General features: G+C 37.9%; 18 protein-coding genes and 2 rRNA genes (1 of these 20 running past the window's edge). 17 read left to right on the top strand and 3 right to left on the bottom strand.

What is annotated here, in order from left to right:
• The first annotated feature begins 458 nt into the window (after positions 1–458).
• The 6 genes from AC4BC5_RS05215 (at position 459) to AC4BC5_RS05190 (ending at position 7,907) form a co-directional block, all read left to right on the top strand.
• Positions 459–2,441 (top strand): peptide ABC transporter substrate-binding protein, encoded by a 1,983-nt coding sequence (locus AC4BC5_RS05215; RefSeq protein ID WP_490497107.1) that lies wholly within the window; start codon positions 459–461, stop codon positions 2,439–2,441.
• A gap of 66 nt (positions 2,442–2,507) precedes the next feature.
• Entirely contained in the window at positions 2,508–3,995 is a 1,488-nt protein-coding gene (locus AC4BC5_RS05210; protein ID WP_490497106.1) for an ABC transporter permease, read from the top strand.
• A 2-nt stretch (positions 3,996–3,997) separates the two neighbouring features.
• Positions 3,998–4,933, top strand: coding sequence for an oligopeptide ABC transporter permease OppC (gene oppC / locus AC4BC5_RS05205; RefSeq protein ID WP_490497105.1), 936 nt, complete (start codon positions 3,998–4,000; stop codon positions 4,931–4,933).
• A gap of 11 nt (positions 4,934–4,944) precedes the next feature.
• Positions 4,945–6,024, top strand: coding sequence for an ABC transporter ATP-binding protein (locus AC4BC5_RS05200; RefSeq protein WP_490497104.1), 1,080 nt, complete (start codon positions 4,945–4,947; stop codon positions 6,022–6,024).
• On the top strand, positions 6,017–6,955 hold the full coding sequence (locus tag AC4BC5_RS05195; RefSeq protein ID WP_490497103.1) for an ATP-binding cassette domain-containing protein: 939 nt from the start codon (positions 6,017–6,019) through the stop codon (positions 6,953–6,955). The genes AC4BC5_RS05200 and AC4BC5_RS05195 overlap by 8 nt, the downstream gene beginning before the upstream one ends.
• A 19-nt stretch (positions 6,956–6,974) precedes the next feature.
• Positions 6,975–7,907 (top strand): RNA-guided endonuclease TnpB family protein, encoded by a 933-nt coding sequence (locus tag AC4BC5_RS05190; RefSeq protein ID WP_490497102.1) that lies wholly within the window; start codon positions 6,975–6,977, stop codon positions 7,905–7,907.
• 448 nt (positions 7,908–8,355) lie between these two features.
• Here AC4BC5_RS05190 and icd read toward each other — a convergent pair whose 3' ends face one another.
• Positions 8,356–9,624 (bottom strand): NADP-dependent isocitrate dehydrogenase, encoded by a 1,269-nt coding sequence (icd, locus tag AC4BC5_RS05185; protein WP_490497101.1) that lies wholly within the window; start codon positions 9,622–9,624, stop codon positions 8,356–8,358.
• Between the two features lie 43 nt (positions 9,625–9,667).
• On the bottom strand, positions 9,668–12,343 hold the full coding sequence (gene acnA / locus AC4BC5_RS05180; RefSeq protein ID WP_490497100.1) for an aconitate hydratase AcnA: 2,676 nt from the start codon (positions 12,341–12,343) through the stop codon (positions 9,668–9,670).
• 179 nt (positions 12,344–12,522) lie between these two features.
• Here acnA and AC4BC5_RS05175 point away from each other — a divergent pair, with 179 nt between their 5' ends.
• Complete coding sequence (locus AC4BC5_RS05175; RefSeq protein ID WP_490497099.1) at positions 12,523–13,914, top strand: citrate/2-methylcitrate synthase; 1,392 nt, start codon at positions 12,523–12,525, stop codon at positions 13,912–13,914.
• Between the two features lie 107 nt (positions 13,915–14,021).
• Here AC4BC5_RS05175 and rpsD read toward each other — a convergent pair whose 3' ends face one another.
• Positions 14,022–14,633: a 30S ribosomal protein S4 gene (rpsD, locus tag AC4BC5_RS05170; RefSeq protein WP_490497098.1), complete on the bottom strand. Its 612-nt coding sequence runs from the start codon at positions 14,631–14,633 to the stop codon at positions 14,022–14,024.
• Between the two features lie 552 nt (positions 14,634–15,185).
• Here rpsD and AC4BC5_RS05165 point away from each other — a divergent pair.
• The 10 genes from AC4BC5_RS05165 to AC4BC5_RS05120 all read left to right on the top strand — a co-directional run.
• On the top strand, positions 15,186–15,983 hold the full coding sequence (locus AC4BC5_RS05165) for a formate/nitrite transporter family protein (protein WP_490497503.1): 798 nt from the start codon (positions 15,186–15,188) through the stop codon (positions 15,981–15,983).
• A 142-nt stretch (positions 15,984–16,125) separates the two neighbouring features.
• Complete coding sequence (locus AC4BC5_RS05160; RefSeq protein ID WP_490497097.1) at positions 16,126–16,911, top strand: Cof-type HAD-IIB family hydrolase; 786 nt, start codon at positions 16,126–16,128, stop codon at positions 16,909–16,911.
• A gap of 12 nt (positions 16,912–16,923) precedes the next feature.
• Positions 16,924–17,346, top strand: a complete 423-nt coding sequence (mgsA, locus tag AC4BC5_RS05155) for a methylglyoxal synthase (protein WP_490497096.1) — start codon at positions 16,924–16,926, stop codon at positions 17,344–17,346.
• Positions 17,347–17,439: 93 nt separating this feature from the next.
• Complete coding sequence (locus AC4BC5_RS05150; RefSeq protein ID WP_490497095.1) at positions 17,440–18,237, top strand: TIGR00282 family metallophosphoesterase; 798 nt, start codon at positions 17,440–17,442, stop codon at positions 18,235–18,237.
• 18 nt (positions 18,238–18,255) lie between these two features.
• Positions 18,256–18,675 (top strand): YlbF family regulator, encoded by a 420-nt coding sequence (locus AC4BC5_RS05145; protein WP_490497094.1) that lies wholly within the window; start codon positions 18,256–18,258, stop codon positions 18,673–18,675.
• Entirely contained in the window at positions 18,629–21,202 is a 2,574-nt protein-coding gene (gene mutS / locus AC4BC5_RS05140; protein WP_490497093.1) for a DNA mismatch repair protein MutS, read from the top strand. Before AC4BC5_RS05145 ends, mutS begins: the two co-directional genes overlap by 47 nt.
• Positions 21,203–21,217: 15 nt before the next feature.
• Positions 21,218–23,206: a DNA mismatch repair endonuclease MutL gene (mutL, locus tag AC4BC5_RS05135; protein WP_490497092.1), complete on the top strand. Its 1,989-nt coding sequence runs from the start codon at positions 21,218–21,220 to the stop codon at positions 23,204–23,206.
• A complete protein-coding gene (locus tag AC4BC5_RS05130; protein WP_490497091.1) occupies positions 23,203–23,760 on the top strand; it encodes a Maf family protein in 558 nt (185 codons plus the stop codon). The genes mutL and AC4BC5_RS05130 overlap by 4 nt, the downstream gene beginning before the upstream one ends.
• A gap of 482 nt (positions 23,761–24,242) precedes the next feature.
• A 16S ribosomal RNA gene (locus AC4BC5_RS05125) occupies positions 24,243–25,800 on the top strand.
• A gap of 228 nt (positions 25,801–26,028) precedes the next feature.
• A 23S ribosomal RNA gene (locus AC4BC5_RS05120) occupies positions 26,029–26,956 on the top strand; it runs 1,986 nt beyond the window's last position.
• The 16S and 23S rRNA genes sit together here, the layout of an rRNA operon.

Raw genomic sequence — 26,956 nt, 5'->3', positions numbered from 1 at the left:
AAGAAACAGTGAAAAATGCTCACACGCTTGGCTTATGAGAAGCTGCTGAACAGCCACTTTTTATGCACCTGTCATATTCTAACTATAGGAAAAATAAATGATTGTGAAATATGTTACACCGCCATTCTTTGCGTGAGAATTCATCGCCTTAAGTATCCAGCGTCTTAAGATCAAAAGAGATAGAAAACTACTCACTACGTCAAAAAAATTATTGAAAATCAATTTAGTTTTTTCACAAATTTCTGCTGAATTAACACAAAACACCCCTTTTATTAAAAAATGACTAGAATGATTAAAATTAGGTATATAGATTGATAAATAATTATTAAAAAAAGTTGACGACTAAAAAAAAGTTCTGTATCATTTTCTCAATACTTGATTTAATTTTCTGACAATTGCTGGTTGTAAGAGGATTGCAGAGAATAATTGAGTAAAAAAGAAAAAATGGAGGAGTGTACATGAAAAAAAGTAAGGTTTTGACAGCTCTTTTAGTTAGTACGTTTGTGCTTGGCGCATGCGGTAACGGAGGGGATAAAAAAGAGGGTAGTTCTGGTGAAAGCAGTGATTTAGTTAAAGAATACAATACTGTATTTGCGACTGATTTAGAAACATTGGATTATACCGTTTCTCAACGTAAAACAAATAGTGATCACTATACAAACTTTGTCGAAGGATTACTAGAAAATGATCGTTATGGAAACTTGGTACCAGCCATGGCTGAATCATGGGAAGTTAGTGAAGATGGTTTAACTTATACGTATCATATTCGTGAAGGTGTCCAATGGATGGACAGCGAAGGCAATGAATATGGAGCTGAAGTAACAGCGCATGATTTCGTTACTGGTTTAAAACATGCAGTAGAGAAAAACTCAGAAACATTATACATTGTGGCAGACAGTATCTCAGGATTATCTGATTACGTTTCAGGAAAAACAGATGACTTTTCTACAGTGGGTGTAAAAGCTGTAGATGATTACACTTTAGAATATACATTGAATCAACCAGAATCTTACTGGAATTCAAAAACAACTTATGGTATTTTGTACCCAATTAATGAAGAATTCTTAACATCTAAAGGTGATGATTTCGGAAAACCTCAACCAGATGGTATTCTTTACAATGGTCCATTTATCTTAGTAAACAACACAGCAAAATCTGTGATTGAATATGACAAAAATGAATCTTATTGGGATTTAGATAATTTACACATTGATACTGTAAAATGGACATATAATGATGGTAGTGATCCAGATGGTCTATTTAAAGCTTACCAAGATGGTACATTGACAGCAGCTCGTGTTTATCCAAACTCAGCTGGCTATAAAGATGTTGTAGCTGAATATCCAGATGCTATTACTTGGTCAGATACAGGTGGTTCTACGTTTAATATGACGTTTAACTTTAACCGTGGTACATTTGATGCAACTTCAAAAACAACGGATAAAGCAAAAGAAGATACTCAAAAAGCAATTCGTAACCGTAACTTCCGTTTAGCTGTATTATTTGGTTTTGATAAAACATCTTATAATGCACAAAATGTTGGGGAAGAAGGAGCAAAAACTTCTTTACGTAATACGTTAATTCCAACAGAATTTATCTCAATTGATGGTAAACCTTATGGCGAAACTGTTGAAGAGAAACTAAAAGCGCTTGATCCCGATGCTTTTGGTGATGTTGACTTAGCCGAAGGTCATGATGCTTATTACAATGCTGAAAAAGCGAAAAAATATATGGATTTAGCGAAAGCTGAATTAGAAGCAGATGGCGTTGAATTCCCAATTCACTTAGATATGCCAGAAGCTGAAACAAGAGAAACAAACGTGAATATGGCAAAATCATTGAAAAATACGATTGAGTCTTCTCTAGGAAAAGACAATGTTGTTATTGATATTCAATTGTTAAATCAAGATAAATATTTAGCAGCGACTTACCAAGCAACAACTGGTGAAGCAGGTGACTTTGATATTTCTAATGCTTCTGGTTGGGGTCCTGACTTTGTCGATCCATCCACTTATTTAAATATTTATGATTCACGTAAGGGCGATATGTTGAAAACACTAGGTCTAGAAGGATCACAAATTGTTGAAGGAAAAGATCCATCAACTGCTGCGAAAGACAGTATTAAATTAAGCGAGTATGATGCATTGTTAGATGACGCATCTGCGATTACTGATAATGATAATGAACGTTATACAAAATATGCTGATGCTGAAGCATGGTTGTTAAACAGCGCAATCCAAATTCCAATCTATGCAGATGAGGGTGTACCTCGTGTAACTAATGTGGTTCCTTACACAAAACCAGATGGTTGGGCAGGAATTGCTGAAAACAAATTGAAATATATTGAAATTCAAGACAGTGCTGTAACTGTAGAACAATATGATAAAGCACGCGCTGAATGGGAAAAAGAAAAAGCAAAATCACAAGAAACAGCAGAATAGTTTATCACAAGTAAAAAAGGCTTTTGAGCCTTTTTTACTTACATATTAGAAAGTAGGGGAAGTAATTTGAAGCGATACCTTTTATTTAGGATATTACGATCAATCCTCAGTATTTTCCTAGTAACGACACTAACTTATACGATTATTTATACGTTAGTTCCCCGTAGAGCAGTCTTCCAAGATGACATTCAATACGGAAAATTAAAAGGAAAACCTGATGAATTGGCAGAGTATGAAAATACAGCGTTTAGTAAGATGGGATATATCGAATATTATAATTCGAAAAAACTAGTTGATACTGTTAAAAAGGACTATCCAGAAGTTACTGGAGAACCAACAGCAGCAAATAAAAAAGTTCTTGAAGCTTGGTCAGAAGAAAATGATTGGGAGTTAAAACAATTTCCTTTAAGTAAGTCATTTTACGCAATCAAAGACATTCCGTTACCAAAACGCGTGTATCGTTTTTATGCTAACATGCTACAAATTGATCATCCATGGAAGGTGCAAGATCCGGATAATCCGGATATGAAACGCTCCCTACGTATTACCAACGATGAATTGGCAGGACTGGCTCTAGTCGGTTCGGGAACACAATATAAATATCAAATTTATTTTGATAAAGAATTCCCGTATATTCACCAAAATATCGTGCACTTAGATTTAGGTGTCTCTTATCCAACGTTTGCCGGACGTAACGTAACAGACGTCATCGGTGGTGGACAAGGAAAATCAGATAGTAAAGAAGTCACTTTCGCTGATGGCAAAACATCACGTTCTTCTGTTGATGTTTATTCAAGACAGTATCAAATGACGAGTAAATTATCTGCAAGAGATAAAAAATTGTATGGCGATAATTATGCTCATACCGACAAAAATTACCGTGACCCATCAATGATTGGTATTTCTTTTAGAATGGGTGTAATTGCTGTCTTACTTGCTTATGGAATTGGGATTCCTTTGGCAATGTTTATGGCTCGTTTTAAAGGAAAATTACCTGATAAAATGGGGATTGGCTTAGTCACGGTCTTAATTTCTGTTCCAAGTTTAGCGTTCATTTATTTCTTCCGTTTTATTGGTAGTCGTCTATTTGGCTTGCCAGATTCATTCCCAACCTTTGGCGCAGGTGATATTCGTTCCTATATCTTACCAACCATTATTTTAGGCTTATTGTCGATTTCAAATATTATTATTTGGATTCGTCGGTACATGATTGACCAACAATCAGCAGATTACGTAAAATTTGCTAAAGCAAAAGGCTTGAATTCACGAGAAATTGCCCGCAAACATATCTTTAAAAATGCAGCAATTCCAATTGTTAACCAAATTCCAATGAGTATTATTGGAGCAATTACTGGGGCAACAATGACTGAAACTATTTTTGCCGCACCTGGTATGGGTAAAATGTTACCCGATGCTATTCAAGCACATAATAACCCAGTTGTCATGGCAATTGTATTTGTCTTTACAACCGTAGCAGTTACTTCTGTTTTAATCGGTGATTTAGCAATGGCAATGGTTGATCCACGAATCAATCTATCAGAAGGAGGGAAATAAACGTGGAAACTTCAGAAAAGAAAATCAATGATGGCTTTAGTTTTGTTTCAACGGATTCCCTAACTTCGGAAAAAATTGATACACCCACATATTCTTATTGGCGTTCAGTAGGAAGAAAGTTTTTTTCTAGCAAAGTAGCAATTGCAATGCTGATTTTAATGGTGGCTATTCTATTAATGTCTTTCATTCAACCGATGTTTAGTGGTTATGATTTTATGAACGTAGATGATATTAATGACTTTTCAAAACGTTACAATCCACCAAGCATGCAAGAATGGTTTGGTACAGATAAAAATGGGATGTCTCTGTTTGATGCTGTTTGGGCAGGCGCTAAAACATCAATTTCAATTAGTGTCTTAGCAACTTTAATCACTACCTTAATTGGTGTTATTGTCGGTGCAATTTGGGGAACCTCTAAAAAAGTCGACCGCGTCATGTTAGAAGTTTACAATGTGGTTACGAATGTACCGCAATTGTTAATCATCATTGTATTGTCTTACACATTTGGTAGTGGTTTTTGGAATTTAATATTTGCGATGTGTGTCACTGGTTGGCTTAGTACAGCTTATTTCATCCGTGTTCAAGTAATGATTATGCGTGACCGTGAGTACAACTTAGCATCAAAAACATTAGGGACGCCAACGATACGAATGATTGTCCGTAATATCTTGCCGTATCTGACATCAATTATTGTAACGAATGTCTCACAATCTTTACCAGCGTTCATTTCATATGAAACGTTCTTATCTTTCCTAGGTGTGGGTTTAAGTGCAGATGTTCCATCATTAGGTAAATTAATCTCAGAGTACACAAATAATATGAGCAACTATCCGTATCTATTTTGGATTCCAGTTACTGTGTTAGCCTTAGTTTCTGTTTCTCTTTACATTGTTGGACAGACCTTGGCGGATGCTGCTGATCCAAGAACACATATGTAAGGAGGCACACTATGGAGAAAAAAACAATTTTAAAAGCTGAAAATATTTCTGTAAGCTTTAAAGTACGTAACCGAGAACTACGTGCAATTCGAAATGTTTCGCTTGAATTGAAAGAACAAGAAACACTAGCCATTGTTGGTGAATCAGGTTCTGGGAAATCTGTGCTTACCAAAACATTTACGGGTATGCTAGAAGCAAACGGTTCAATTACAAGTGGCACCATCGACTATCAAGATAAAAATTTAGCGGCATTGAAAAAAGATGAAGAATGGGACGGGATTCGCGGAAAAGAAATTGCGACCATTTTTCAAGATCCGATGACTTCTTTAAACCCAATTAAAACAATTGGCTCTCAAATTTCTGAAGTTATCGTCAAACATCAAGGGAAAACACCTAAAGAAGCGAAAAAAATGGCGATTGATTTAATGGATCGTACAGGAATTCCTAATGCTGATAAACGTTATGATGAATATCCTTTTCAATATTCTGGTGGGATGCGTCAACGTATTGTTATTGCCATTGCCTTGGCTTGTCGTCCAAAAATTTTAATTTGTGACGAACCAACAACCGCTTTAGATGTAACTATTCAAGCTCAGATTTTAGAACTCATTCGTGAATTACAAGAAGAATATAAATTTACCACTATCTTTATTACACATGATTTAGGGGTAGTAGCAGCGATTGCAGATAAAGTTGCTGTTATGTATGCAGGACAAATTATTGAGACTGGAACAGTAGAAGAAATTTTCTATGATCCACGTCATCCCTATACATGGAGTTTGTTATCATCCTTACCACAATTGGGTCAAAAAGGCGATGAACTCTATTCAGTTCCAGGTACGCCACCTTCTTTATATAAAGAAATTAAAGGAGATGCCTTTGCACCCCGAAGCTCATATGCAATGCAAGTTGACTTTGATAGTGAACCACCTATGTTTCAAGTGACTGACACACATTTTGCTAAAACATGGTTACTTGATCCGCGTGCGCCAAAAGCTGAAAAGCCAGAAATTATTCAAGGGTTGCATGAAAAATTAGTTGCATTAACAGAAGTAACTGAAGGAAATGATGGAGGGGAAGTTCGTGTCTAAAGAAAAAGAAGTCATTTTATCGGTTAAAGATTTAGAAATTACTTTTGGTGAAGGTAAGAAAAAATTTGTTGCCGTACAAGATGCCAATTTTGATATTTACAAAGGAGAAACTTTCTCTCTAGTTGGTGAATCAGGTTCTGGGAAGACCACAATTGGACGTGCAATTGTTGGTTTAAATGAAACAAGCAATGGGGATATTCTCTTTGAAGGAAAACGAATCAATGGCAAGTTGACGAAAAAAGAACTAGAAGACAAAATTCGTAAAATTCAAATGATTTTTCAAGATCCATCGGCTTCTTTAAATGAGCGTGCAACTGTGGAATATATTATCTCTGAAGGTTTATATAATTTTAACTTGTTTAAAAGTGAAGAAGAACGTTTAGAGAAAGTTGAACAATTGATTGAACAAGTTGGTTTGTTGCCAGAGCATATGTATCGATACCCACATGAATTTTCTGGTGGTCAACGTCAACGGATTGGGATTGCTCGTGCTTTAATCATGGAGCCGTCTCTTGTCGTAGCGGATGAACCTATTTCAGCTTTAGATGTGTCGATTCGTGCTCAAGTTTTAAACTTATTGAAAAAATCACAAATTGAAGATGATGTAACCTATTTCTTTGTTGCCCATGATTTATCTGTTGTGCGTTTTATTTCAGATCGAATTGCTGTTATCCGTGCAGGTCGAATTTTAGAGTTAGCAGAAACAGAAGAGTTATTCTTGAATCCGTTACATCCATATACGAAGGCTCTATTATCTGCTGTTCCAATTCCAGATCCGATTTTAGCTCGTAAGAAAAAATTAGTTGTTTATAATCCAAATATGCACGATTATTCCAAAGATAAACCAAGTTTTGAAGAAGTAAAACCAGGACATTATGTTTATGGCAATGCACTGGAATTAGCAGGTTATCGCGCAGCTGTTAAAAATTAGGATAAAAGTGGTGGACAAGATGGGGGTCTTAAAAGCATATCGCTTTAAAATTTATCCTGATGCAGAACAAAAGCAGTTTTTTATTCGAACGTTTGGTTGTGTTCGTTTTACGTATAATCATCTTTTGATGCATCGTAAACAAAATAGTGAAAGCAAACTAACACCAGCTTTATTAAAGAAGGACTATCCGTTTTTAAAAGAGACGGATAGTCTAGCTCTTGCAAATGCCCAACGTAATTTAGAGAAGGCATTTCGTCGCTATTACAGTGGTCAAAGTGGTTTTCCAAATTTAAAAAATAAATCAAATATGTGGCAATCGTATACCACTAACAACCAGAAACATACAATTTATTTTGAAAATGGTAAATTAAAATTACCGAAACTAAAATCACTTGTTGCGGTAAATTTGCATCGCGAAGTAAAAGGCACGATTAAGTCAGCGACAATTTCTTCCAAAAATACCGAAGATTTTTATGTTTCGATTTTGTGTATTGAAGAAGTTGAAAAACTAGAAAAAACGCACCGCGATATTGAAATCTGGTATTGTCCCAAACAACTCGTTCATTTTTCAGAGGGTCATTGTCCCATTTCGTTTAATCAAGAAAAATTGTTAGGACGAATTGAACAAACCAAACGAAAATTACGCTTACGTGCAAAGGTTGCTAAAAAGCACAAAGTTTTATTAGCGGATGCTAAAAACTACCAAAAGCAAAAGAAACGAATGAATCAACTTTTAGTTCAACGAAAAGATAAAAAAGAAGATTTTATAAATCAATTGTCTTATTTTCTAGTTGTGAATTTTGATCGTATTCTCATACAAGAAAATACTTCCGAGATTAACTGTCCAGAACAGGCATTTACAGCAAATGATTGGCAACAATTTTTTAATAAATTACGCTATAAATCAGAGTGGTATGGGAAAAAATTGATTGTTAAAAAAAGTACAGAGTAATATAAGAACTGGAAGGGGCTCCAGGGATAGCCTAGGGTATAGAAAAAATTGTTTGATTTTTGTTTCTAGGAATGTCTGCTCACTAATTATGAAAAAACGAAAAAAGAAGCGTCGAGAATTTCTCGGACGCTTCTTTTGCTTATCTGGTTACTAACTTTTCAAAAAAACATTGAGTTAAACGGACACTAATTAGCATGACAATTTGCGCAATCACAGCAAAAAGTGTCGCTGGTTTTTTTAAAAGAGACGTTTTTGTGAACTGTTTTGCTTCGGTGTAACGATGGATTGACTATCGTATATTGCACGACATTAAGAAACGAGTCTGTGACATAAAGGAGAACAAAACAAAACTATCCAAACAAAATAGAATGATTCCGCTAAAATCAAGGAGCATTCTTCTATTGTTTGGATAGTTTACTGTTAATCTACTAAGGTCACAGGCCTATTTTTATAGTTCTTTAATAATGGAGATTAATAATGAACCGAATTCTTGTGTCGATAATTCAACCGCATCATCCATAGCATGAGCAAAATCTGATGTTACTTTTTTCGTGCGAATGGCTTCTTCAATTGATTTTGTAATTAAATCAGCAGCTTCTTGCCAACCGAGGTATTCTAACAACATGCCACCTGAAAGAAGTAATGAACAAGGATTGGCTTTTCCTTTTCCTGCAATATCGGGTGCTGTCCCGTGTGTTGCCTCAAAAATAGCATAGCCTGTATCATAGTTAATATTACCACCAGGAGCAATTCCGATACCTCCGACTTGTGCGGCTAGCGCATCAGAAATATAATCCCCGTTTAAATTACAAGTTGCAATGACATCATATTTTTCTGGATATAATAGGATTTGTTGTAAGAAATTGTCAGCGATAACATCATTTACAATGATTTTCCCTTGGGCTTTGGCTTCATTTAATGCTGTCTCTGCCGCTTCAGCACCATCCGCTTGTTTGATTCCTTGATATTGATTCATCGTAAAGCAAGCATCTTTATAGGTTGTTTCAGCTAACTCATAGCCCCATAATTTGAAGCCGCCTTCTGTGAATTTCATGATATTTCCTTTATGAACTAAGGTAACGGTTGGTCGCTTTTGAGCAATTGCAAAATCGATTGCAGCGCCAATCAATCGTTTACTTCCTTCTTCAGAAACAGGTTTGACACCGATTGCTGAAGTTTCAGGGAAGCGGATATTTTTCACTGCAAACTGTTCTTGCAACAATTGAATTAATTGTTGTGTCTCAGCTTCGCCTTTTGCAAATTCAATCCCAGCATAAACATCTTCGGTATTTTCGCGGAAAATCACCATATCGGTTTTTTCGGGGGCTTTTACAGGCGAAGGTACGCCTTCAAAATAACGAACAGGGCGAACGCATGCAAATAAATCTAATGTTTGACGTAATGTTACGTTTAATGAACGGATACCACCACCAACAGGAGTAGTTAAGGGTCCCTTTAAGGCCACTTTTGCTTGTTCAATGGCGTCCAAGGTATGATCTGGTAACCAATTACCTGTTTCTTCAAACGCTTTTTCGCCAGCTAAGATTTCTTGCCAGAAAATTTTCTTCTCATCGCCATAGGCTTTTTCGATGGCGGCATCAAATACAGGCTGTGACGCTGCCCAAATTTCAGCACCAACACCGTCTCCCGCAATAAACGGGATGGTTGGTGTATTTGGAATGGTGCGTTGACCATTCGTTACAGTAATATATGTCATAAAATTTCTCCTAGTTTAAAGTAATTTATCGTTTCAGATTGCCTTACGCCATTTTTTTACGGATAACCATTGGTAAAATGCCTTGGTTTTTCCAGTAACGAATATCTGCAGGTGCATCAAAACGGAGACGAGTAGTGAAACGGATTTCAGTGCCATCTGCCTTTTTAGCAACGACATCAATTAATTGTTTTACTTCGGGTTCTTCTGGTAAGAAAATATCAAATGTTTCTTCACCAGTTAGATTTAGTGAATCTGCGGTATCGCCATTTAGATATTCTAAAGGCACAACACCCATCATTACCAAATTACTACGGTGAATACGTTCAAAACTTTCTGCCAGAACAGCTTTAACACCTAATAATTGCGTTCCTTTAGCAGCCCAGTCCCGAGAAGAGCCCATGCCGTAATCTTTTCCTGCAAGGACAATGCCACCAAGATTATTTTCTTGATATTTCATTGAGGCATCATAGATAGACATTTCCTCACCAGTTGGTAAGTATTTAGTCACACTACCCGTACTTCCAGGAACTAGTTGATTTTGTAAACGAATATTTCCAAAGGTTCCACGCATCATAATTTCGTGATTACCTCGACGAGAACCAAATGAGTTGAAATCTCGGTAAGTTACCCCTTTTTCTTTTAAATATTTACCAGCAGGAGAATCTAACCCGATGCTTCCAGCAGGAGAGATATGGTCGGTTGTTACAGAGTCAGCTAACTTAGCTAAGACATGTAAGTTTTCTAATGTTCCTTGCTTGGGTAACTCTTTTGTTAAGCCATCAAAGAATGGAGGGTTAGCGATATAGGTTGATTCATCTTGCCATTCATAACAATCACTTGTTGTTGTTTCAATTTCATTCCAGCGTTCATTTGCATCAAACAAATGTGAGTAAGCTTCTTTAAAGGCATCCGGAGATACATATTTTTGGATACAGTCTTGTACTTCTTCAGCGTTAGGCCAAATATCGTTTAACATCACTGGTTGGCCATCTTTGCCGATTCCTAAAGGTTCTACTGTCAAATCTTTGCGAACAGTTCCGGCTAATGCATAAGCAACAACTAATGGCGGTGAAGCAAGGTAATTTGCTTTGATTAATGGGTGAATACGGCCTTCAAAGTTACGGTTTCCTGATAGAACAGAAGAAACTAATAACTGTTCTTCTTGAATCGCCTCTGAAATAGCATCATCTAAAGGACCAGAATTTCCGATACAGGTTGTACAGCCATAACCAACTAGATAAAAACCTAATTTTTCTAAGTAAGGAAGTAAACCACTTTTAGATAAGTAAGAAGTGACAATTTTCGATCCTGGAGCTAGTGATGTTTTGACATAAGCAGGAACTTTTAAGCCTTTTTCTACAGCGTTTCTAGCAAGCAACCCTGCTGAAAGCATAACAAAGGGGTTACTTGTATTTGTACAACTGGTAATCGCTGCTAATAAAACGTCCCCTGTATGGATAATGTTATCTTCTTTATCCCATTTGATTTCAGCAGATTTCTCTAATTCTTCTGCGGGTAAGCCAAAACCTTTTGGTCCAACTGGCGCTTGAATAGATTGATCAAAATCTTCGGCAACATTCGATAATGAAATTCGATCTTGAGGACGTTTTGGTCCAGCAAGGGAGGGTTGAATTTCACCCAAATCAATAGTAATGACTTTTGTATAGGTCGGTACAACGTCTTTATCGTAAAACAAATGATTTTCTTTGGCATAAGTTTCTACTAAGTCAATTAGTTCAGGTGAACGGCCAGTAGTTGCCATGTAGTTTAACGTTTCTTCATCAATTGGACAAAATCCACAAGTTGCCCCATATTCGGGTGCCATATTTGCTAAAGTCGCACGGTCTGCTAAACTCAATTCAGAATAACTAGTTCCGAAATATTCAACAAATTTTCCTACTACTTTTTCATTACGTAAACGTTCAGTAACGGCAAGTGCTAAGTCAGTGGCCGTTGTGCCAGCTGGAAAAGAACCAACAAACTCAACACCAATAACTTCAGGTGTTGGGAAGAAAGAAGCTTCCCCTAAGATAGCTGCTTCGGCTTCAATTCCACCCACGCCCCAGCCTAGAACGCCTAATCCATTAATCATTGTGGTATGTGAGTCTGTTCCTTGTAATGTATCTGGGAACAATAACGTTTTACCATCTACTTCTTTACTGATGACCACATCAGATAAAGATTCAATGTTTACTTGGTGAATGATTCCAGTTTCTGGCGGTACCACTTCAAAATCATTAAATGATTGTTGTGCCCATTTTAAGAATTGATAACGTTCTTGATTGCGTTCGAATTCTCTTTCTGTATTAATTGCAATGGCTTCAGGACGACCAGAAGCATCCACTTGAACAGAATGGTCAACGACTAAGGTAACAGGAATTTCAGGGTTGATGTCTGAGGCATTTCCACCTAGTGAAACAATTGCATCACGCATCGCCGCTAAATCAACGACAGCAGGAACACCAGTAAAATCTTGTAAGACAACGCGGGCTGGTTTAAAAGGGACAACTCCTTGAGGGGTATTTGGGTTCCAATTTACTAAAGTATCAATATTTTCTTCAGTGACATCTTCACCAAGATGGCGGGCAACACTTTCTAGTAGAACACGAATCGAGTAAGGCAAAGCAGCTAAGTTACCATTGTATTCTTTTACTACATCAGCAATTGCACAATAATCATATTCTTTGCTATTTAATTTTAAATGTTTCTTCCAATGCATTAAAATGCCTCCAATTCTATTTTAGAGTCTTAGAATAATTATACGTTTTTATTTTGAAAAAGCAAATCAATAAATTTTAATTCTTTCATTTTTAACTTATCATGTTATAATGGTTTCCATAATTTGTTTTAAAAAAACGAGCTAAAATATCAAAAGAAGGTAGAATAGGAGGAGTAAAAGTGGAAGAATATCAAAATTCCTTTCCAAGTTTAGAAGAACTCGCTTTAAGATGTTATGCAAATGATAAAATAGATGTGCAACTTTATACAGAAAGTGATGTAAAGCGAGGGTTACGTGATAACAGTGGAAAAGGAGTCGTTGTAGGGCTGACCAATATTTCGACAATTTATCCTGAAAAGATTGTCAACGGGGAGAAAATCCCAGGTGTAGGTGAGTTGCGTTACCGTGGAATCGATATCGATGAATTGGTGAATGGTTTTGTTTCAGAAGGACGATTTGGTTTTGAGGAAGTTGCATATTTATTACTTTTTGGAGAACTACCTTCAGATAAAGAATTGTATGATTTTCAAGAAATTATTGCCAAAAGACGTACTTTGCCAACTAATTTCGTACGTGACGTGATTATGAAAGCTCCTCCAGAAAGTATCATGAATAGCTTGTCTCGGAGTATTTTAACTTTAGCAAGCTATGATGAAAAAGCTGACGATGTAAGTATTGAGAACGTTTTAGATCAAAGTTTAAGTTTAATTGCCGTTTTTCCAATGCTAGCAGTATACGCTTATCATGCCTATAATCATTATACTAAAGATGAAAGTATGTACATTCATCGTCCCAAAGCAGGGTTAAGTACAGCAGAAACAATTCTAACAATGTTACGCCCGGATAAACAGTATACGCCACAAGAAGCACAAACCTTAGATATGGCATTAGTACTACATATGGAACATGGTGGGGGGAATAACTCTACTTTTACTACACGTGTGGTTACTTCAAGTGGTTCGGATACGTATTCAACGATTGCTGCAGCTTTAGGTTCGCTAAAGGGACCAAAACATGGTGGTGCGAATATTAAAGTGACGCAAATGATGGAAGATTTAAAAGAAAAGGTCTCAGATTATTCTGATGAAAATGCAGTACGCCAATATCTATCAGATATTTTGGATAAAAAAGAATTTGATAAAAAAGGCTTGATTTATGGAATGGGGCATGCGATTTATAGCGATAACGATCCGCGGGCAGCAATTTTTAAACGATATGTATCCAAATTAGCGGAAGAAAAAGGAAAAGAAGCTCAAGCGGAATATAATCTATATACATTGGTTGAGCGAGTAGCGCCAGAAATTATTGGAGAAAAACGCCGAATGTATAAAGGGGTTAGTGCAAATATCGACTTTTTCAGTGGATTTGTCTATAGTATGTTAGGTTTGCCACCTGAATTATATACACCGATCTTTGCAATTGCTCGTATTGTAGGTTGGTCAGCGCATCGTATTGAAGAGTTGATTAATGTTCAAAAAATTATGCGCCCAGCTTATCAAGAAGTATCTGTTGATCGTTATTATCAAACATTAGAGGAGCGTTCAATCAAATCAATTGATAAAGGTGCATAAAAAGACAACGATAACTACTATTTACAAATAGCAAGTTATTGTTGTCTTTTTTTATAAAAAAACATCCAATACTCTGTAAACAAAGTATTGGATGTAAGAATAATTTCTTATAGTTTTTGGTTGTAGTATTCAACGACTAAAGCTTCGTCAACTTCAAGAGTTAATTCGTCACGTTCTGGTAAACGGATTAATGATCCTTCTAGTTTGTCAGCATCGAAGCTTACAAATGCTGGACGCCCAACAGTTGCTTCAACAGCTTCTTTAATAGTAGAGATACCTTTAGATTTTTCGCGAACGCCGATCACTTGACCAACTTCAACGCGGAATGAAGGGATATCAACACGTTTGCCATCAACAGTGATGTGACCGTGGTTAACTAATTGACGTGCTTGACGACGAGTAGTTGCTAAACCTAGACGGTAAACAACGTTGTCTAAACGACGTTCTAGTAATACCATGAAGTTAACACCGTGTTTTCCTTCTTTGATTTTGCTTGCTTGTACGAATAAAGTACGGAATTGACGTTCATTCATACCATACATATGACGTAGTTTTTGTTTTTCGTTTAATTGCATACCGTACTCAGAGCGTGATCCACGGCTGTTTGGTCCGTGTTGTCCTGGTGCGTATGGGCGACGTGCTAATTCTTTTCCAGTGCCAGATAAAGAAATACCTAAGCGACGAGAAAGTTTCCATGATGGTCCTGTATAACGAGACATTTAAAAATTCCTCCAATAAAATAAGTTTTTTTGGAGTAAAATAATCCGATGAAAAATTCATAACACGTGTAGTTCGTTCTTCAACCTTCACCTTCGCAGCCGCGGTTACGCAATTGCACCCGTAGAGGGCAACGAACTGGTGACGTATGATTATTTTTCTGCTGCATTATTTTACACAAAGAATAGTATATGATAACTTTAGTCAGATTGTCAAGCTTAATACACTGGGGATTATGGTAGATTTCTGTGTAATTTGTGAAAAATATATCGGAAATGAAAAAATAGTGGTTTATAAGGTTGAAAAATTTTCGCTTATATTATCACAAGATAGCTGAAAAAAGTAGGAAATAATGAGATATTAATAGGGGTAAATCAATAAATTAATAAGCAATGAGATGGTTGATAAATAGCGTTTTATGAAAAAATAATGAAAGAGCGAGAGAGGAAAAGAAAAAGAAAGTAATCTTTTTCACAAAATCCTTTACAAAATAAGAATTTCTCTTTAAAATGAAAAGGTGAGTTTTAAAAAAAGAAGCGAAGGTGAAAAGAATGATGAATCCAATCTCCCCCTTATTAGAAAAAATTGATTCGTCCATCAGTAAAAAAGTGGATTTAATCGAAAAAAGTTATGTACGTTATGCTGTGCGTGCGATGTTGGCCTGTTTATTTTTAACATTAGGAACAGCGATAGCTTTTTCGATTGCGATGAAAGGTGAAGATATTGCACATGGACTTGGTAAAATGTTGTACGCGTTCATGTTTAGTTGGTCATTAGTTATGATTTTATATATGAATGCTGAGTTGGGAACCTCTAATATGCTATATATGACAGTTGGTGTATATCGCAAACGTTTGTCAATAAATCTCGCTTGCAAGATATTATTTACCTGTATTTTATTTAATTTAATTGGCGGCGTTCTATTCGGTTACTTAGTATCTTTGACGGGCCCATTCCAAAATCTACCCGCAGACAATTATATGTTTGAAGCAATTGCAACCAAGCTTAACAAATCGACTATTCAAATTATTGTTGAAGGTATCTTTGCAAATATTGTTGTAAATACAGCTGTTCTAGCAAGTATGCGGATGAAAGACGATGCCGGCAAGGTGATGTCAATTATCTTTATTATTTTCATTTTTGCTTTCCTAGGGTATGAGCATGTTATCGCAAATTTCCCAGCGTTCTCACTTGCTTATTTTGCTTCTCATGGAACGATTGAAGCGATGACTGCGGGGAATGTTATTCATAATTTAATTTTTGCCTTAATTGGTAATTATGTTGGTGGCGGATTAGTAATTGGTTTGGTTTACGCTTGGTTAAACAATTCAAAATCAAATTATGTAGACTAATCTACCTATTCAACTATTCAAAATGTCGAATCTTTTATGATTTGGCATTTTTTTGTTTTAGAAAAATAATCAAGAATATTGAAAAGACCAGATAACTATGTTTAAGTAGTAGTAAGAAATAAAAGAAAGCGAGTTAACAAACGTGGAACGTAAATTATTTGCCTTTGATATTGATGGAACGCTTTTGGATTCAAAGAAACGAGCATTGCCTAGTACCATTTTTGCTCTAGAAGAATTACGAAAAGCTGGACACTTTGTAACAGTAGCAACTGGGCGTAGTCGCTATTTAGCTAAACCAGTTATTGAAACATTTGAATTTGATAATTACATTCTTTGTAATGGTTCTGCAGCATTTATGAATCATGAACAAGTTTATAAAAATTTATTACCAGAAGAGCAAATTCGTGCGTTTATCAAAGAAGCGCATGAAATGTTAATTGATACGTCATTTATTGGTTTAGATGACTCGAAACGTTCAACAACCTTCAATCCAGAACGTATGGAAGAGGCAATGAGCTCGTTTGGCGCAACTACCCCTGGTTTAGATCCAACCTTTCTTGATACGGCGGATGTTTATCAAGCTTTAGCATTTTATGATGCTGAATTGGAACACTTTTTTGACGAGAAGTATCCAGAATTGCACTTTGTTCGTTGGCATGAAAAATGTGTGGATGTCATCCCAAAAGGTGGCTCAAAGGCTACGACTATTTTGCATGTTGCTGAGCAAGTGGGTTTAACTAAAGCTGATGTCATTAGTTTTGGTGATGGAATGAACGACCGTGAAATGTTGGCGATGTCAGGTGTAGGTGTGGCAATGGGAAATGCCTCGGGCGAAGTTCGTCAATACGCCGATATGATTACTACAGATAATGATAATGATGGGATTTGGAAAGCGTTAGTAGAGTTAGGTTTTTTAACCGAAAAGTAGGAGGGAGTCACGATGAAGATTGCGTTAATCGCTCATGATCGAAAAAAAGATTTAATGGTGAAACTAGTAGGTGCTTACCAACCTATTTTGGAAAAGCATGAATTATTTGCAACTGGGACTACAGGTGGTAGAATCCAAGATGCAACTGGTTTGCCTGTGCATCGCTTTAAATCTGGTCCGCTAGGCGGCGACCAGCAAATTGGAGCGATGATTTCAGAAGATGCATTAGATATGGTGATTTTTTTGCGAGATCCGTTAGCTGCTCAGCCGCATGAACCTGATGTGACGGCTTTAATTCGTTTATCAGACGTTTATGAAATCCCATTAGCGACAAACATTGGCACAGCAGAAATTTTGATCCGTGGCTTAGAAGCGGGATTTGCTGACTTTCGAGAAATTATTCATGAGTTGGATCATACCCCGTTGTCCTTTTAACTTGCTTAAAAGAGTTTGGAACTCCAAACTCTTTTTTTTCTACTCTAAAACCTTTATAATAGGAAAAGATGTTAATAGAGAAGAGGAAATTATGTGCGGGTTTTATTTATTGGTGATGTAGTTGGGTCGTTAGGAAGAGAAACAATTACGGATTATTTACCGAGGTTAAAAAAGGTTTATCGTCCTCAAGTTACAATTTTAAATGGTGAAAATGCAGCAGCTGGTCGTGGGATCACTGAAAAAATCTATAAAAAATTTTTGCAAGATGGTGTTGATGTGGTGACGCTTGGTAATCATACATGGGATAATCGAGCAATTTTTGAATTCATTGATGATGCCAAAAAAATGATTCGTCCAGCAAATTTTCCAGAAGCAGCCCCAGGAAAAGGCATTGTTTACGTGAAAGTTAATGCAATTGAATTGGCAGTGATTAATTTACAAGCACGTTCGTTTATGGTGGATATAGATGATCCATTTAAAAAAGCGGATGAATTAGTTACAGAAGCACGTAAACGTACGCCGTTCATTTTTGTTGATTTCCACGGAGAAACAACAAGTGAAAAACAAGCGATGGGATGGTATTTAGATGGTCGTGTTTCAGCTGTTGTAGGGACACATACGCATGTGCAAACGAATGATGCGCGAATTTTACCACAAGGGACAGCTTATTTATCTGATGTTGGCATGACAGGGCCTTATGATGGCATTTTAGGAATGAAGCGTGAAGCTATTATTGAAAAGTTCTTAACAGCTTTACCACAGCGCTTTGAAGTTGTGGAACAAGGTCGAAGTATTTTATCAGCGTGTATTATTGAAATAGATGAACAAACAGGGAAAGCCAAATCGATTCAACCGATTCAGATTAATGAAGATCGCCCGTTTACAGAATAATCCAGAAGCGAGGGAAAGATGGTGAGTCCTTTAGAGCAAGAACCGCAAATTCAGCATGAATTAGATGTTTTACTAGAGTTATTAGCAGAACATGAAATCATCAAGGAATTTAAACAGGTGCAAAAAAAAGCACGCCAAAATGAACATTTAAAAGAAATTGAAGAAGCAATAAAACGTGCGCAAAAAGATGCTGTGCAATATGCTCATTACGGAAAACCTGAAGCAGAAAGACAAGCTATTGCCCGTATTAATGAATTAAATAAAGAATATGCTGAGCATCCCTTAGTGATTGCTTACCGAGAAAAATTAATGGAAGCGAATGATTTGTTGCACTATGTAACAACTAGCTTGCAGCAGCAAGTAAATCAAGCTATTGAGGAGGAAGAAACAAATGCCTCAAAAAACGAAGCATACCCCAATGATGGAACAATACTTTAGCATCAAGGCTCAATACCAAGATGCTTTTTTGTTCTATCGACTAGGGGATTTTTACGAATTATTTTATGAGGATGCGCTACAAGTTGCGCAATTATTAGAGTTAACTTTGACCAGTCGCAATAAAAATGCTGAAGATCCTATCCCGATGTGTGGAGTGCCTTATCACGCAGCTGCCAATTATATTGATACCTTGGTTGAACAAGGATATAAAGTTGCTATTTGTGAGCAAGTGGAGGATCCTAAAACAACTAAAGGGATGGTCAAGCGTGAAGTTGTTCAATTAATCACGCCAGGTACTGTGATGGATGGAAAAGGGTTATCTGCCAAAGATAATAACTTTCTGACTGCTTTGGCATCGGCTGGTTCTCGTTATGGCTTTGCTTATGTTGATTTGACAACGGGTGAATTACGTTCGGCAATTTTAGAAGATGAAGAAGCTGTTTTGAACGAAGCATCTGCTTTGCAAACCAAAGAAGTAGTGTTTACCAGCGATATTCCTGAACGTGTTAGTGAACTGCTAGAAAGTCGTTTAGGTGTGATTTTTTCTACACAAGAAGTTTATGAAGAGAATGCGGAATTTCAGTTTTTAACTAGTGGACTGAATGACCCTCTGGAAAAAGAAGTTACTGGTAAGTTGTTGAGCTATTTAGCAGTTACACAAAAGCGTAGTCTGGATCATATTCAAAAAGCAGTGTCTTATCAACCAGATCATTTCTTGAAAATGGACTATTATTCAAAATTTAATCTGGAACTAACGCAATCTATTCGTACTGGTAAAAAACAAGGAACCTTGTTGTGGTTGTTAGATGAAACGAAAACGGCAATGGGCGGACGGTTGTTAAAGCAATGGCTAGATCGTCCGTTAATTCAACAAAGTCAAATTACTGCTCGTCAAGATCAAGTTGCTTCGCTGATTCAGGCCTTTTTTGAACGGTCTGATTTACAAGAAGCGTTAACCAAGGTTTATGACTTAGAACGTTTAGCTGGTCGTGTAGCATTCGGTAGTGTGAATGGTCGTGATTTGATTCAACTACGAACATCTTTACAACAAGTACCGTACATTCATAGTATTCTATCTGGAATTGACCATGGTGAATGGAAGGAATTATTGACTCGTTTAGAACCGATGGATGATTTAGTAGCCTTGGTTGATTCAGCAATTAATGAGGATGCACCTTTACAGATTACAGAAGGAAATGTTATAAAAGATGGTTTTAATGATCAATTAGATCAATACCGACAAGCGATGCGTAATGGTAAAAAGTGGTTAGCTGAATTAGAAGCAAAAGAACGTCAAGCGACAGGAATTAAAAACTTAAAAGTCGGTTTTAATCGTGTATTTGGTTACTATATTGAAGTGACCAAATCGAATTTGACTAACCTGGAAGAAGGTCGCTACGAACGGAAGCAAACATTAGCTAATGCAGAGCGTTTTATTACCCCGGAGTTAAAGAAGCTAGAGAAATTAATTTTAGAAGCAGAAGAGCAATCTGTTGATTTAGAATATCGGTTGTTTTTAGAAGTTAGAGAAGAAGTGAAAAAAGCTATTGATCGGTTACAGCGTTTAGCCAAGGCGATTAGTAGTGTCGATGTGCTTCAAAGTTTTGCAACAATCAGTGAACGTTATCAATATACTCGTCCAGAACTTAACACAGAAAAAACGTTAAAAATTGTGGATGGTCGACATCCAGTCGTAGAAAAAGTGTTGGGGCATCAAGAATATATTCCTAATACGATTGATATGAATCAAGAAACATGGATTCTCTTAATTACAGGACCGAATATGTCTGGTAAAAGTACGTACATGCGTCAATTAGCCTTAACGGTAGTGATGGCACAGATTGGTTGTTTTGTACCAGCTCAATCTGCCGATATGCCGATTTTTGATCGTATCTTTACGCGGATTGGTGCGAGCGATGATTTGATTGCGGGACAAAGTACGTTTATGGTTGAAATGATGGAAGCTAATCAAGCTTTGCGTTATGCTACGCCGAATAGTTTGGTTTTATTTGATGAATTAGGTCGGGGAACTGCTACTTATGACGGGATGGCTTTGGCTCAATCGATTATTGAATATATTCATAAGGAAGTCCAAGCTAAAACACTTTTTTCAACTCATTATCACGAATTGACTGTGCTAGATGAAGAGTTGTCGCATTTACGTAATGTTCATGTAGGTGCCGTAGAAAAAGATGGCGAAGTCGTTTTCTTGCATAAGATGATGGAAGGTCCTGCAGATAAAAGTTATGGTATTCATGTGGCGAAAATTGCAGGGCTGCCGCAAGAATTGTTACAACGTGCGTCGGTGATTTTACGAGAGTTAGAAGAAGGGCATAGCTCATCGGTTACACCTCTTGTAGAAAAAACACCTATAATGGAAGAAACCGAACAATTATCATTGTTTGGTGAAGTGAATCCGCAAGAGCAGAAAATATTGGAGCAATTGCAAGCTTTAAATGTTCTAGAAATGACGCCAATGGATGCATTAAATGCATTATATGAACTAAAAAAACAAATGCCGAAGTAGAAAGAGGGGAAGACAATGGGAAAAATTCAAGAACTGTCCGAACGTCTTGCCAATCAGATTGCAGCAGGAGAGGTTGTTGAACGACCGGCTTCTGTTGTCAAAGAATTAGTTGAAAATGCCATTGATGCAGGTAGTACACAAATTGATATTTTGTTAGAAGAAGCGGGCTTGAAAAAGATTCAAGTAATCGACAACGGTGAAGGAATTGCGGAAGATGATGTTGTTAATGCGTTTAAACGTCATGCTACAAGTAAAATTCACACGCGTGACGACTTATTCCGGATTCGTACGCTGGGATTTCGTGGTGAAGCTTTGCCGAGTATTGCATCTGTGTCGATTGTCACAGTTGAGACAGCCGCTCAAGGTGAAACACAAGGTACTTTTTTGGAAATGAAAGGTGGTACCATTGAAGAACATCGCCCGTCAGCCTTGCGTCAAGGAACAAAAATTACTGTAGAACAATTATTCTTTAATACGCCTGCTCGTTTGAAATATGTTAAAACGTTACAGACCGAGTTAGCAAATATTGGTGATATTGTTAACCGTTTGGCACTCAGTCATCCGAATATTGCTTTTCGTTTAGTTCATGATGGTAATAAGATGATGGCTACTTCGGGGAATGGTGATTTGAAGCAAGCTGTTGCCGGAATCTATGGATTGCAGACTGCGAAAAAAATGCGCTCAATTCATATCAAAGATTTAGATTTTGATGTTCAAGGTTATATTTCTTTGCCAGAAGTTACAAGAGCAAGTCGTAATTATATCTCGACAATCATCAATGGTCGCTATATCAAGAATATTGCTTTAAATAAAGCAATTGTGAATGGATACGGTTCAAAATTAATGGTAGGACGTTACCCCATTGCTGTTGTTGAAATTAAGATGGATCCATTGTTAGTTGATGTGAATGTGCATCCAACAAAGCAAGAAGTGCGTTTATCTAAAGAACCTGAACTAACAGCCTTGATTAGTAAAGTGATTAATGAAGTCTTGCGAGAAGAAAATTTAATTCCTAATGCTGCTGATAATTTGCGTTTTAAGAAAAAAATCGACAATCAAGAAAAAGTCGAACAACTATCTATTGAATTAGAGCAACCCCAGAGCACAAAAAACGGCTTGAGTTTTAATAAAGAAACAGGCGACTTTTATATAGAAGAAAGTTTTACGGAGCAACCTGTGAAACCGACTTCTGAAGAGATAGCTGAAGAGACGAATACTACAAGTTTTGAATTTCCAGAAACTCCGGAAATTCCGATTGAAGTTTCTGGAACTACTGGAAATTATGAAAGGCAACTACAAAGTGAGTCTATCAATCAAGACCATCCAGAATTTGATTTTCATAAAAAAGGATCACAAATGATTGAGCAGTTGCAAGAAGAAGTTGTGAAGCAGCGTTTTCCACAGCTAGAATATTTCGGACAAATGCATGGAACGTATTTATTTGCTCAGAGTCAAGATGGGTTGTACATTATTGATCAGCATGCAGCTCAAGAGCGAATTAAATATGAGTATTTTCGTAAAAAAATTGGTGAAGTGGGAAATGATCTGCAAGAATTACTCGTACCGATTGTATTGGATTATCCTAATAGTGATGCTTTGAAATTAAAAGAACGGGTAACTGCTTTGCAAGAAGTAGGAATTCATTTAGAAGAGTTTGGGGCGAATAGTTTTATTGTTCGTGCCCATCCTACTTGGTATCCGACAGGTCAAGAAGAAGGTATTATACGTGAAATGATTGATATCTTGCTTACAAATGGTAAAGTCAGTGTTCACCAATTTAGAGAAGCGACGGCCATCATGATGAGTTGCAAACGTTCAATTAAAGCTAATCATTATTTGAATCCACAACAAGCTCGCGTTTTATTAGAAGATTTAGCGAAATGTGAAAATCCGTTTAATTGTCCGCATGGTCGTCCAGTACTCATTCATTTTACCAATAGTGATATGGAAAGAATGTTTAAACGTATTCAAGATCCGCATCGCTCTCGAGGAGGAGAAGGATGAAGGTTATCTTAGCTTCACAATCACCTAGAAGAAGAGAATTGTTGAAATTACTAATTGATAATTTTGAAGTTATTCCAGCGGATATTGATGAAACAATTCGTTCAGGCGATCAACCCAAAGAATATGTGTTGCGTATGGCTAAGGAAAAAGCGTCGTTTATTACTCAGCAAGATCCAAAAACATTGGTAATTGCTAGTGATACGATTGTAGTTAGTGAAGGCGATATTTTAGGGAAACCGACTTCGCGTGAGGATGCGCAGCGAATGTTAAAGAAAATGAGTGGGAAAACACATGATGTTTATACCTCTGTAGTTTTATCTTCAGATGGGTGCGAACTAGAAGGGATTGCTTCAGCTAAGGTAAGGTTTTTTGAACTCTCTGAAAAAGAAATTAATGATTATTTAGATAAGCAAGAATATATGGATAAAGCTGGAGCGTATGGCATTCAGGGTGCAGCCGCGATTTTTGTTCAGGAAATACAAGGAGATTATTATGCAATTGTTGGTTTTCCTGTAGGTATGGTTCATCAACTATTAAAAAAATTCAGTGTTTAACTAAGCACTGAATTTTTTCTTTTTCTATTGACTTGTAGATAAGAAATATGGTAAGTTATTCAACGCTGGTTTTAAATGTAAGTGAATATATCTATTTCTGAAAAAAGATGAAATAAAGTATTGACTTCGAAAAGAGCAGATGGTATTATAACAAAGTCGTTAAGATGAATGTGTGATTTTAAGTTGTTTTAAAAAGTTTTTATCGTTTTTAAAATAACAAGAAATAAATAATTTTTATATTTTATTTTTGAAAATAAAATTATTTAATTCGAAAAAAATAGTTGACATTCATTTGGCGAGATGGTATTATATAAAAGTTGCTAACGCAGCGAAAAAAGTAGACCTTTGAAAACTGAACAAAGCAAGCAAACGAACCAATTGTGTAGGATACTTCTATTAGATAGAAGTTATACAACAAGCAAGCAATAGCTAGCAAAGTTAATTTTTTACTGAGCTTAACAATCGAAAGATTGTTTCAAATTTTTTATGAGAGTTTGATCCTGGCTCAGGACGAACGCTGGCGGCGTGCCTAATACATGCAAGTCGAACGCTTCTTTTCCGCCGAACTTCGGTTCACTGGAAAAGAGGAGTGGCGAACGGGTGAGTAACACGTGGGTAACCTGCCCATCAGAGGGGGATAACACTTGGAAACAGGTGCTAATACCGCATAATGCTTTTTCTCGCATGAGAGAAAGCTGAAAGGCGCTTTTGCGTCACTGATGGATGGACCCGCGGTGCATTAGCTAGTTGGTGAGGTAACGGCTCACCAAGGCAACGATGCATAGCCGACCTGAGAGGGTGATCGGCCACACTGGGACTGAGACACGGCCCAGACTCCTACGGGAGGCAGCAGTAGGGAATCTTCGGCAATGGACGAAAGTCTGACCGAGCAACGCCGCGTGAGTGAAGAAGGTTTTCGGATCGTAAAACTCTGTTGTTAGAGAAGAACAAGGATGAGAAGAGAATGTTCATCCCTTGACGGTATCTAACCAGAAAGCCACGGCTAACTACGTGCCAGCAGCCGCGGTAATACGTAGGTGGCAAGCGTTGTCCGGATTTATTGGGCGTAAAGCGAGCGCAGGCGGTTTCTTAAGTCTGATGTGAAAGCCCCCGGCTTAACCGGGGAGGGTCATTGGAAACTGGGAGACTTGAGTGCAGAAGAGGAGAGTGGAATTCCATGTGTAGCGGTGAAATGCGTAGATATATGGAGGAACACCAGTGGCGAAGGCGGCTCTCTGGTCTGTAACTGACGCTGAGGCTCGAAAGCGTGGGGAGCGAACAGGATTAGATACCCTGGTAGTCCACGCCGTAAACGATGAGTGCTAAGTGTTGGAGGGTTTCCGCCCTTCAGTGCTGCAGCAAACGCATTAAGCACTCCGCCTGGGGAGTACGACCGCAAGGTTGAAACTCAAAGGAATTGACGGGGGCCCGCACAAGCGGTGGAGCATGTGGTTTAATTCGAAGCAACGCGAAGAACCTTACCAGGTCTTGACATCCTTTGACCACTCTAGAGATAGAGCTTTCCCTTCGGGGACAAAGTGACAGGTGGTGCATGGTTGTCGTCAGCTCGTGTCGTGAGATGTTGGGTTAAGTCCCGCAACGAGCGCAACCCTTATTGTTAGTTGCCATCATTTAGTTGGGCACTCTAGCGAGACTGCCGGTGACAAACCGGAGGAAGGTGGGGATGACGTCAAATCATCATGCCCCTTATGACCTGGGCTACACACGTGCTACAATGGGAAGTACAACGAGTTGCGAAGTCGCGAGGCTAAGCTAATCTCTTAAAACTTCTCTCAGTTCGGATTGTAGGCTGCAACTCGCCTACATGAAGCCGGAATCGCTAGTAATCGCGGATCAGCACGCCGCGGTGAATACGTTCCCGGGCCTTGTACACACCGCCCGTCACACCACGAGAGTTTGTAACACCCGAAGTCGGTGAGGTAACCTTTTTGGAGCCAGCCGCCTAAGGTGGGATAGATGATTGGGGTGAAGTCGTAACAAGGTAGCCGTATCGGAAGGTGCGGCTGGATCACCTCCTTTCTAAGGAATATTACGGAAACTACACAAACGTTTGCCTTTGTTCAGTTTTGAGAGGTTTACTCTCAAACAGATTGTTCATTGAAAACTGGATATTTAAAGTAAAGAAATCAAAACAAACCGAGAACACCGCGTTGAATGAGTTTTTTAATAAGTTCAATTGCTTATTTTTCTTGATAAAACTTCTATCGCTAGAAGATCTTTATCAAAACCCAACCGTAAGGTTGATAAGGTTAAGTGAATAAGGGCGCATGGTGGATGCCTTGGCACTAGGAGCCGATGAAGGACGGGACTAACACCGATATGCTTTGGGGAGCTGTAAGTAAGCTTTGATCCAGAGATTTCCGAATGGGGGAACCCAGCATCTTTTATAGGATGTTACTTGTCAGTGAATACATAGCTGGCAGGAGGTAGACGCAGAGAACTGAAACATCTAAGTACCTGCAGGAAGAGAAAGAAAATTCGATTCCCTGAGTAGCGGCGAGCGAAACGGGAAAAGCCCAAACCAAGATGCTTGCATCTTGGGGTTGTAGGACTCCGATATGGTAGTTTTTTCAGATAGTTGAATAACTTGGAAAAGTTAGCTAAAGAGGGTGAAAGCCCCGTAGACGAAATGTGAAAGACACCTAGGAGGATCCTGAGTACGGCGGAACACGAGGAATTCCGTCGGAATCCGGGAGGACCATCTCCCAAGGCTAAATACTCCCTAGTGACCGATAGTGAACCAGTACCGTGAGGGAAAGGTGAAAAGCACCCCGGAAGGGGAGTGAAATAGAACCTGAAACCATGTGCCTACAACAAGTTAGAGCCCGTTAATGGGTGATAGCGTGCCTTTTGTAGAATGAACCGGCGAGTTACGATTGCATGCGAGGTTAAGTTGAAGAAACGGAGCCGTAGCGAAAGCGAGTCTGAATAGGGCGAATGAGTATGTAGTCGTAGACCCGAAACCATGTGATCTACCCATGTCCAGGTTGAAGGTGCGGTAAAACGCACTGGAGGACCGAACCCACGTACGTTGAAAAGTGCGGGGATGAGGTGTGGGTAGCGGAGAAATTCCAAACGAACTTGGAGATAGCTGGTTCTCTCCGAAATAGCTTTAGGGCTAGCGTCGAAGTTGAGAATGATGGAGGTAGAGCACTGTTTGGACTAGGGGCCCATC

It is taken from the genome of Enterococcus sp. AMC2644 (genome assembly GCF_058216475.1).
The sequence above is the reverse complement of the archived record's forward strand: the minus strand, read 5'-3'. Positions and strand labels throughout refer to the sequence as shown.

Coding starts and splice junctions, on each gene's coding strand:
- AC4BC5_RS05215 (WP_490497107.1), top strand. CDS start 459: ATGAAAAAAAGTAAGGTTTTGACAGCTCTTTTAGTTAGTACGTTTGTG.
- AC4BC5_RS05200 (WP_490497104.1), top strand. CDS start 4,945: ATGGAGAAAAAAACAATTTTAAAAGCTGAAAATATTTCTGTAAGCTTT.
- AC4BC5_RS05190 (WP_490497102.1), top strand. CDS start 6,975: ATGGGGGTCTTAAAAGCATATCGCTTTAAAATTTATCCTGATGCAGAA.
- icd (WP_490497101.1), bottom strand. CDS start 9,624: ATGACATATATTACTGTAACGAATGGTCAACGCACCATTCCAAATACA.
- acnA (WP_490497100.1), bottom strand. CDS start 12,343: ATGCATTGGAAGAAACATTTAAAATTAAATAGCAAAGAATATGATTAT.
- rpsD (WP_490497098.1), bottom strand. CDS start 14,633: ATGTCTCGTTATACAGGACCATCATGGAAACTTTCTCGTCGCTTAGGT.
- AC4BC5_RS05165 (WP_490497503.1), top strand. CDS start 15,186: ATGAATCCAATCTCCCCCTTATTAGAAAAAATTGATTCGTCCATCAGT.
- mgsA (WP_490497096.1), top strand. CDS start 16,924: ATGAAGATTGCGTTAATCGCTCATGATCGAAAAAAAGATTTAATGGTG.
- AC4BC5_RS05145 (WP_490497094.1), top strand. CDS start 18,256: ATGGTGAGTCCTTTAGAGCAAGAACCGCAAATTCAGCATGAATTAGAT.
- mutS (WP_490497093.1), top strand. CDS start 18,629: ATGCCTCAAAAAACGAAGCATACCCCAATGATGGAACAATACTTTAGC.
- mutL (WP_490497092.1), top strand. CDS start 21,218: ATGGGAAAAATTCAAGAACTGTCCGAACGTCTTGCCAATCAGATTGCA.
- AC4BC5_RS05130 (WP_490497091.1), top strand. CDS start 23,203: ATGAAGGTTATCTTAGCTTCACAATCACCTAGAAGAAGAGAATTGTTG.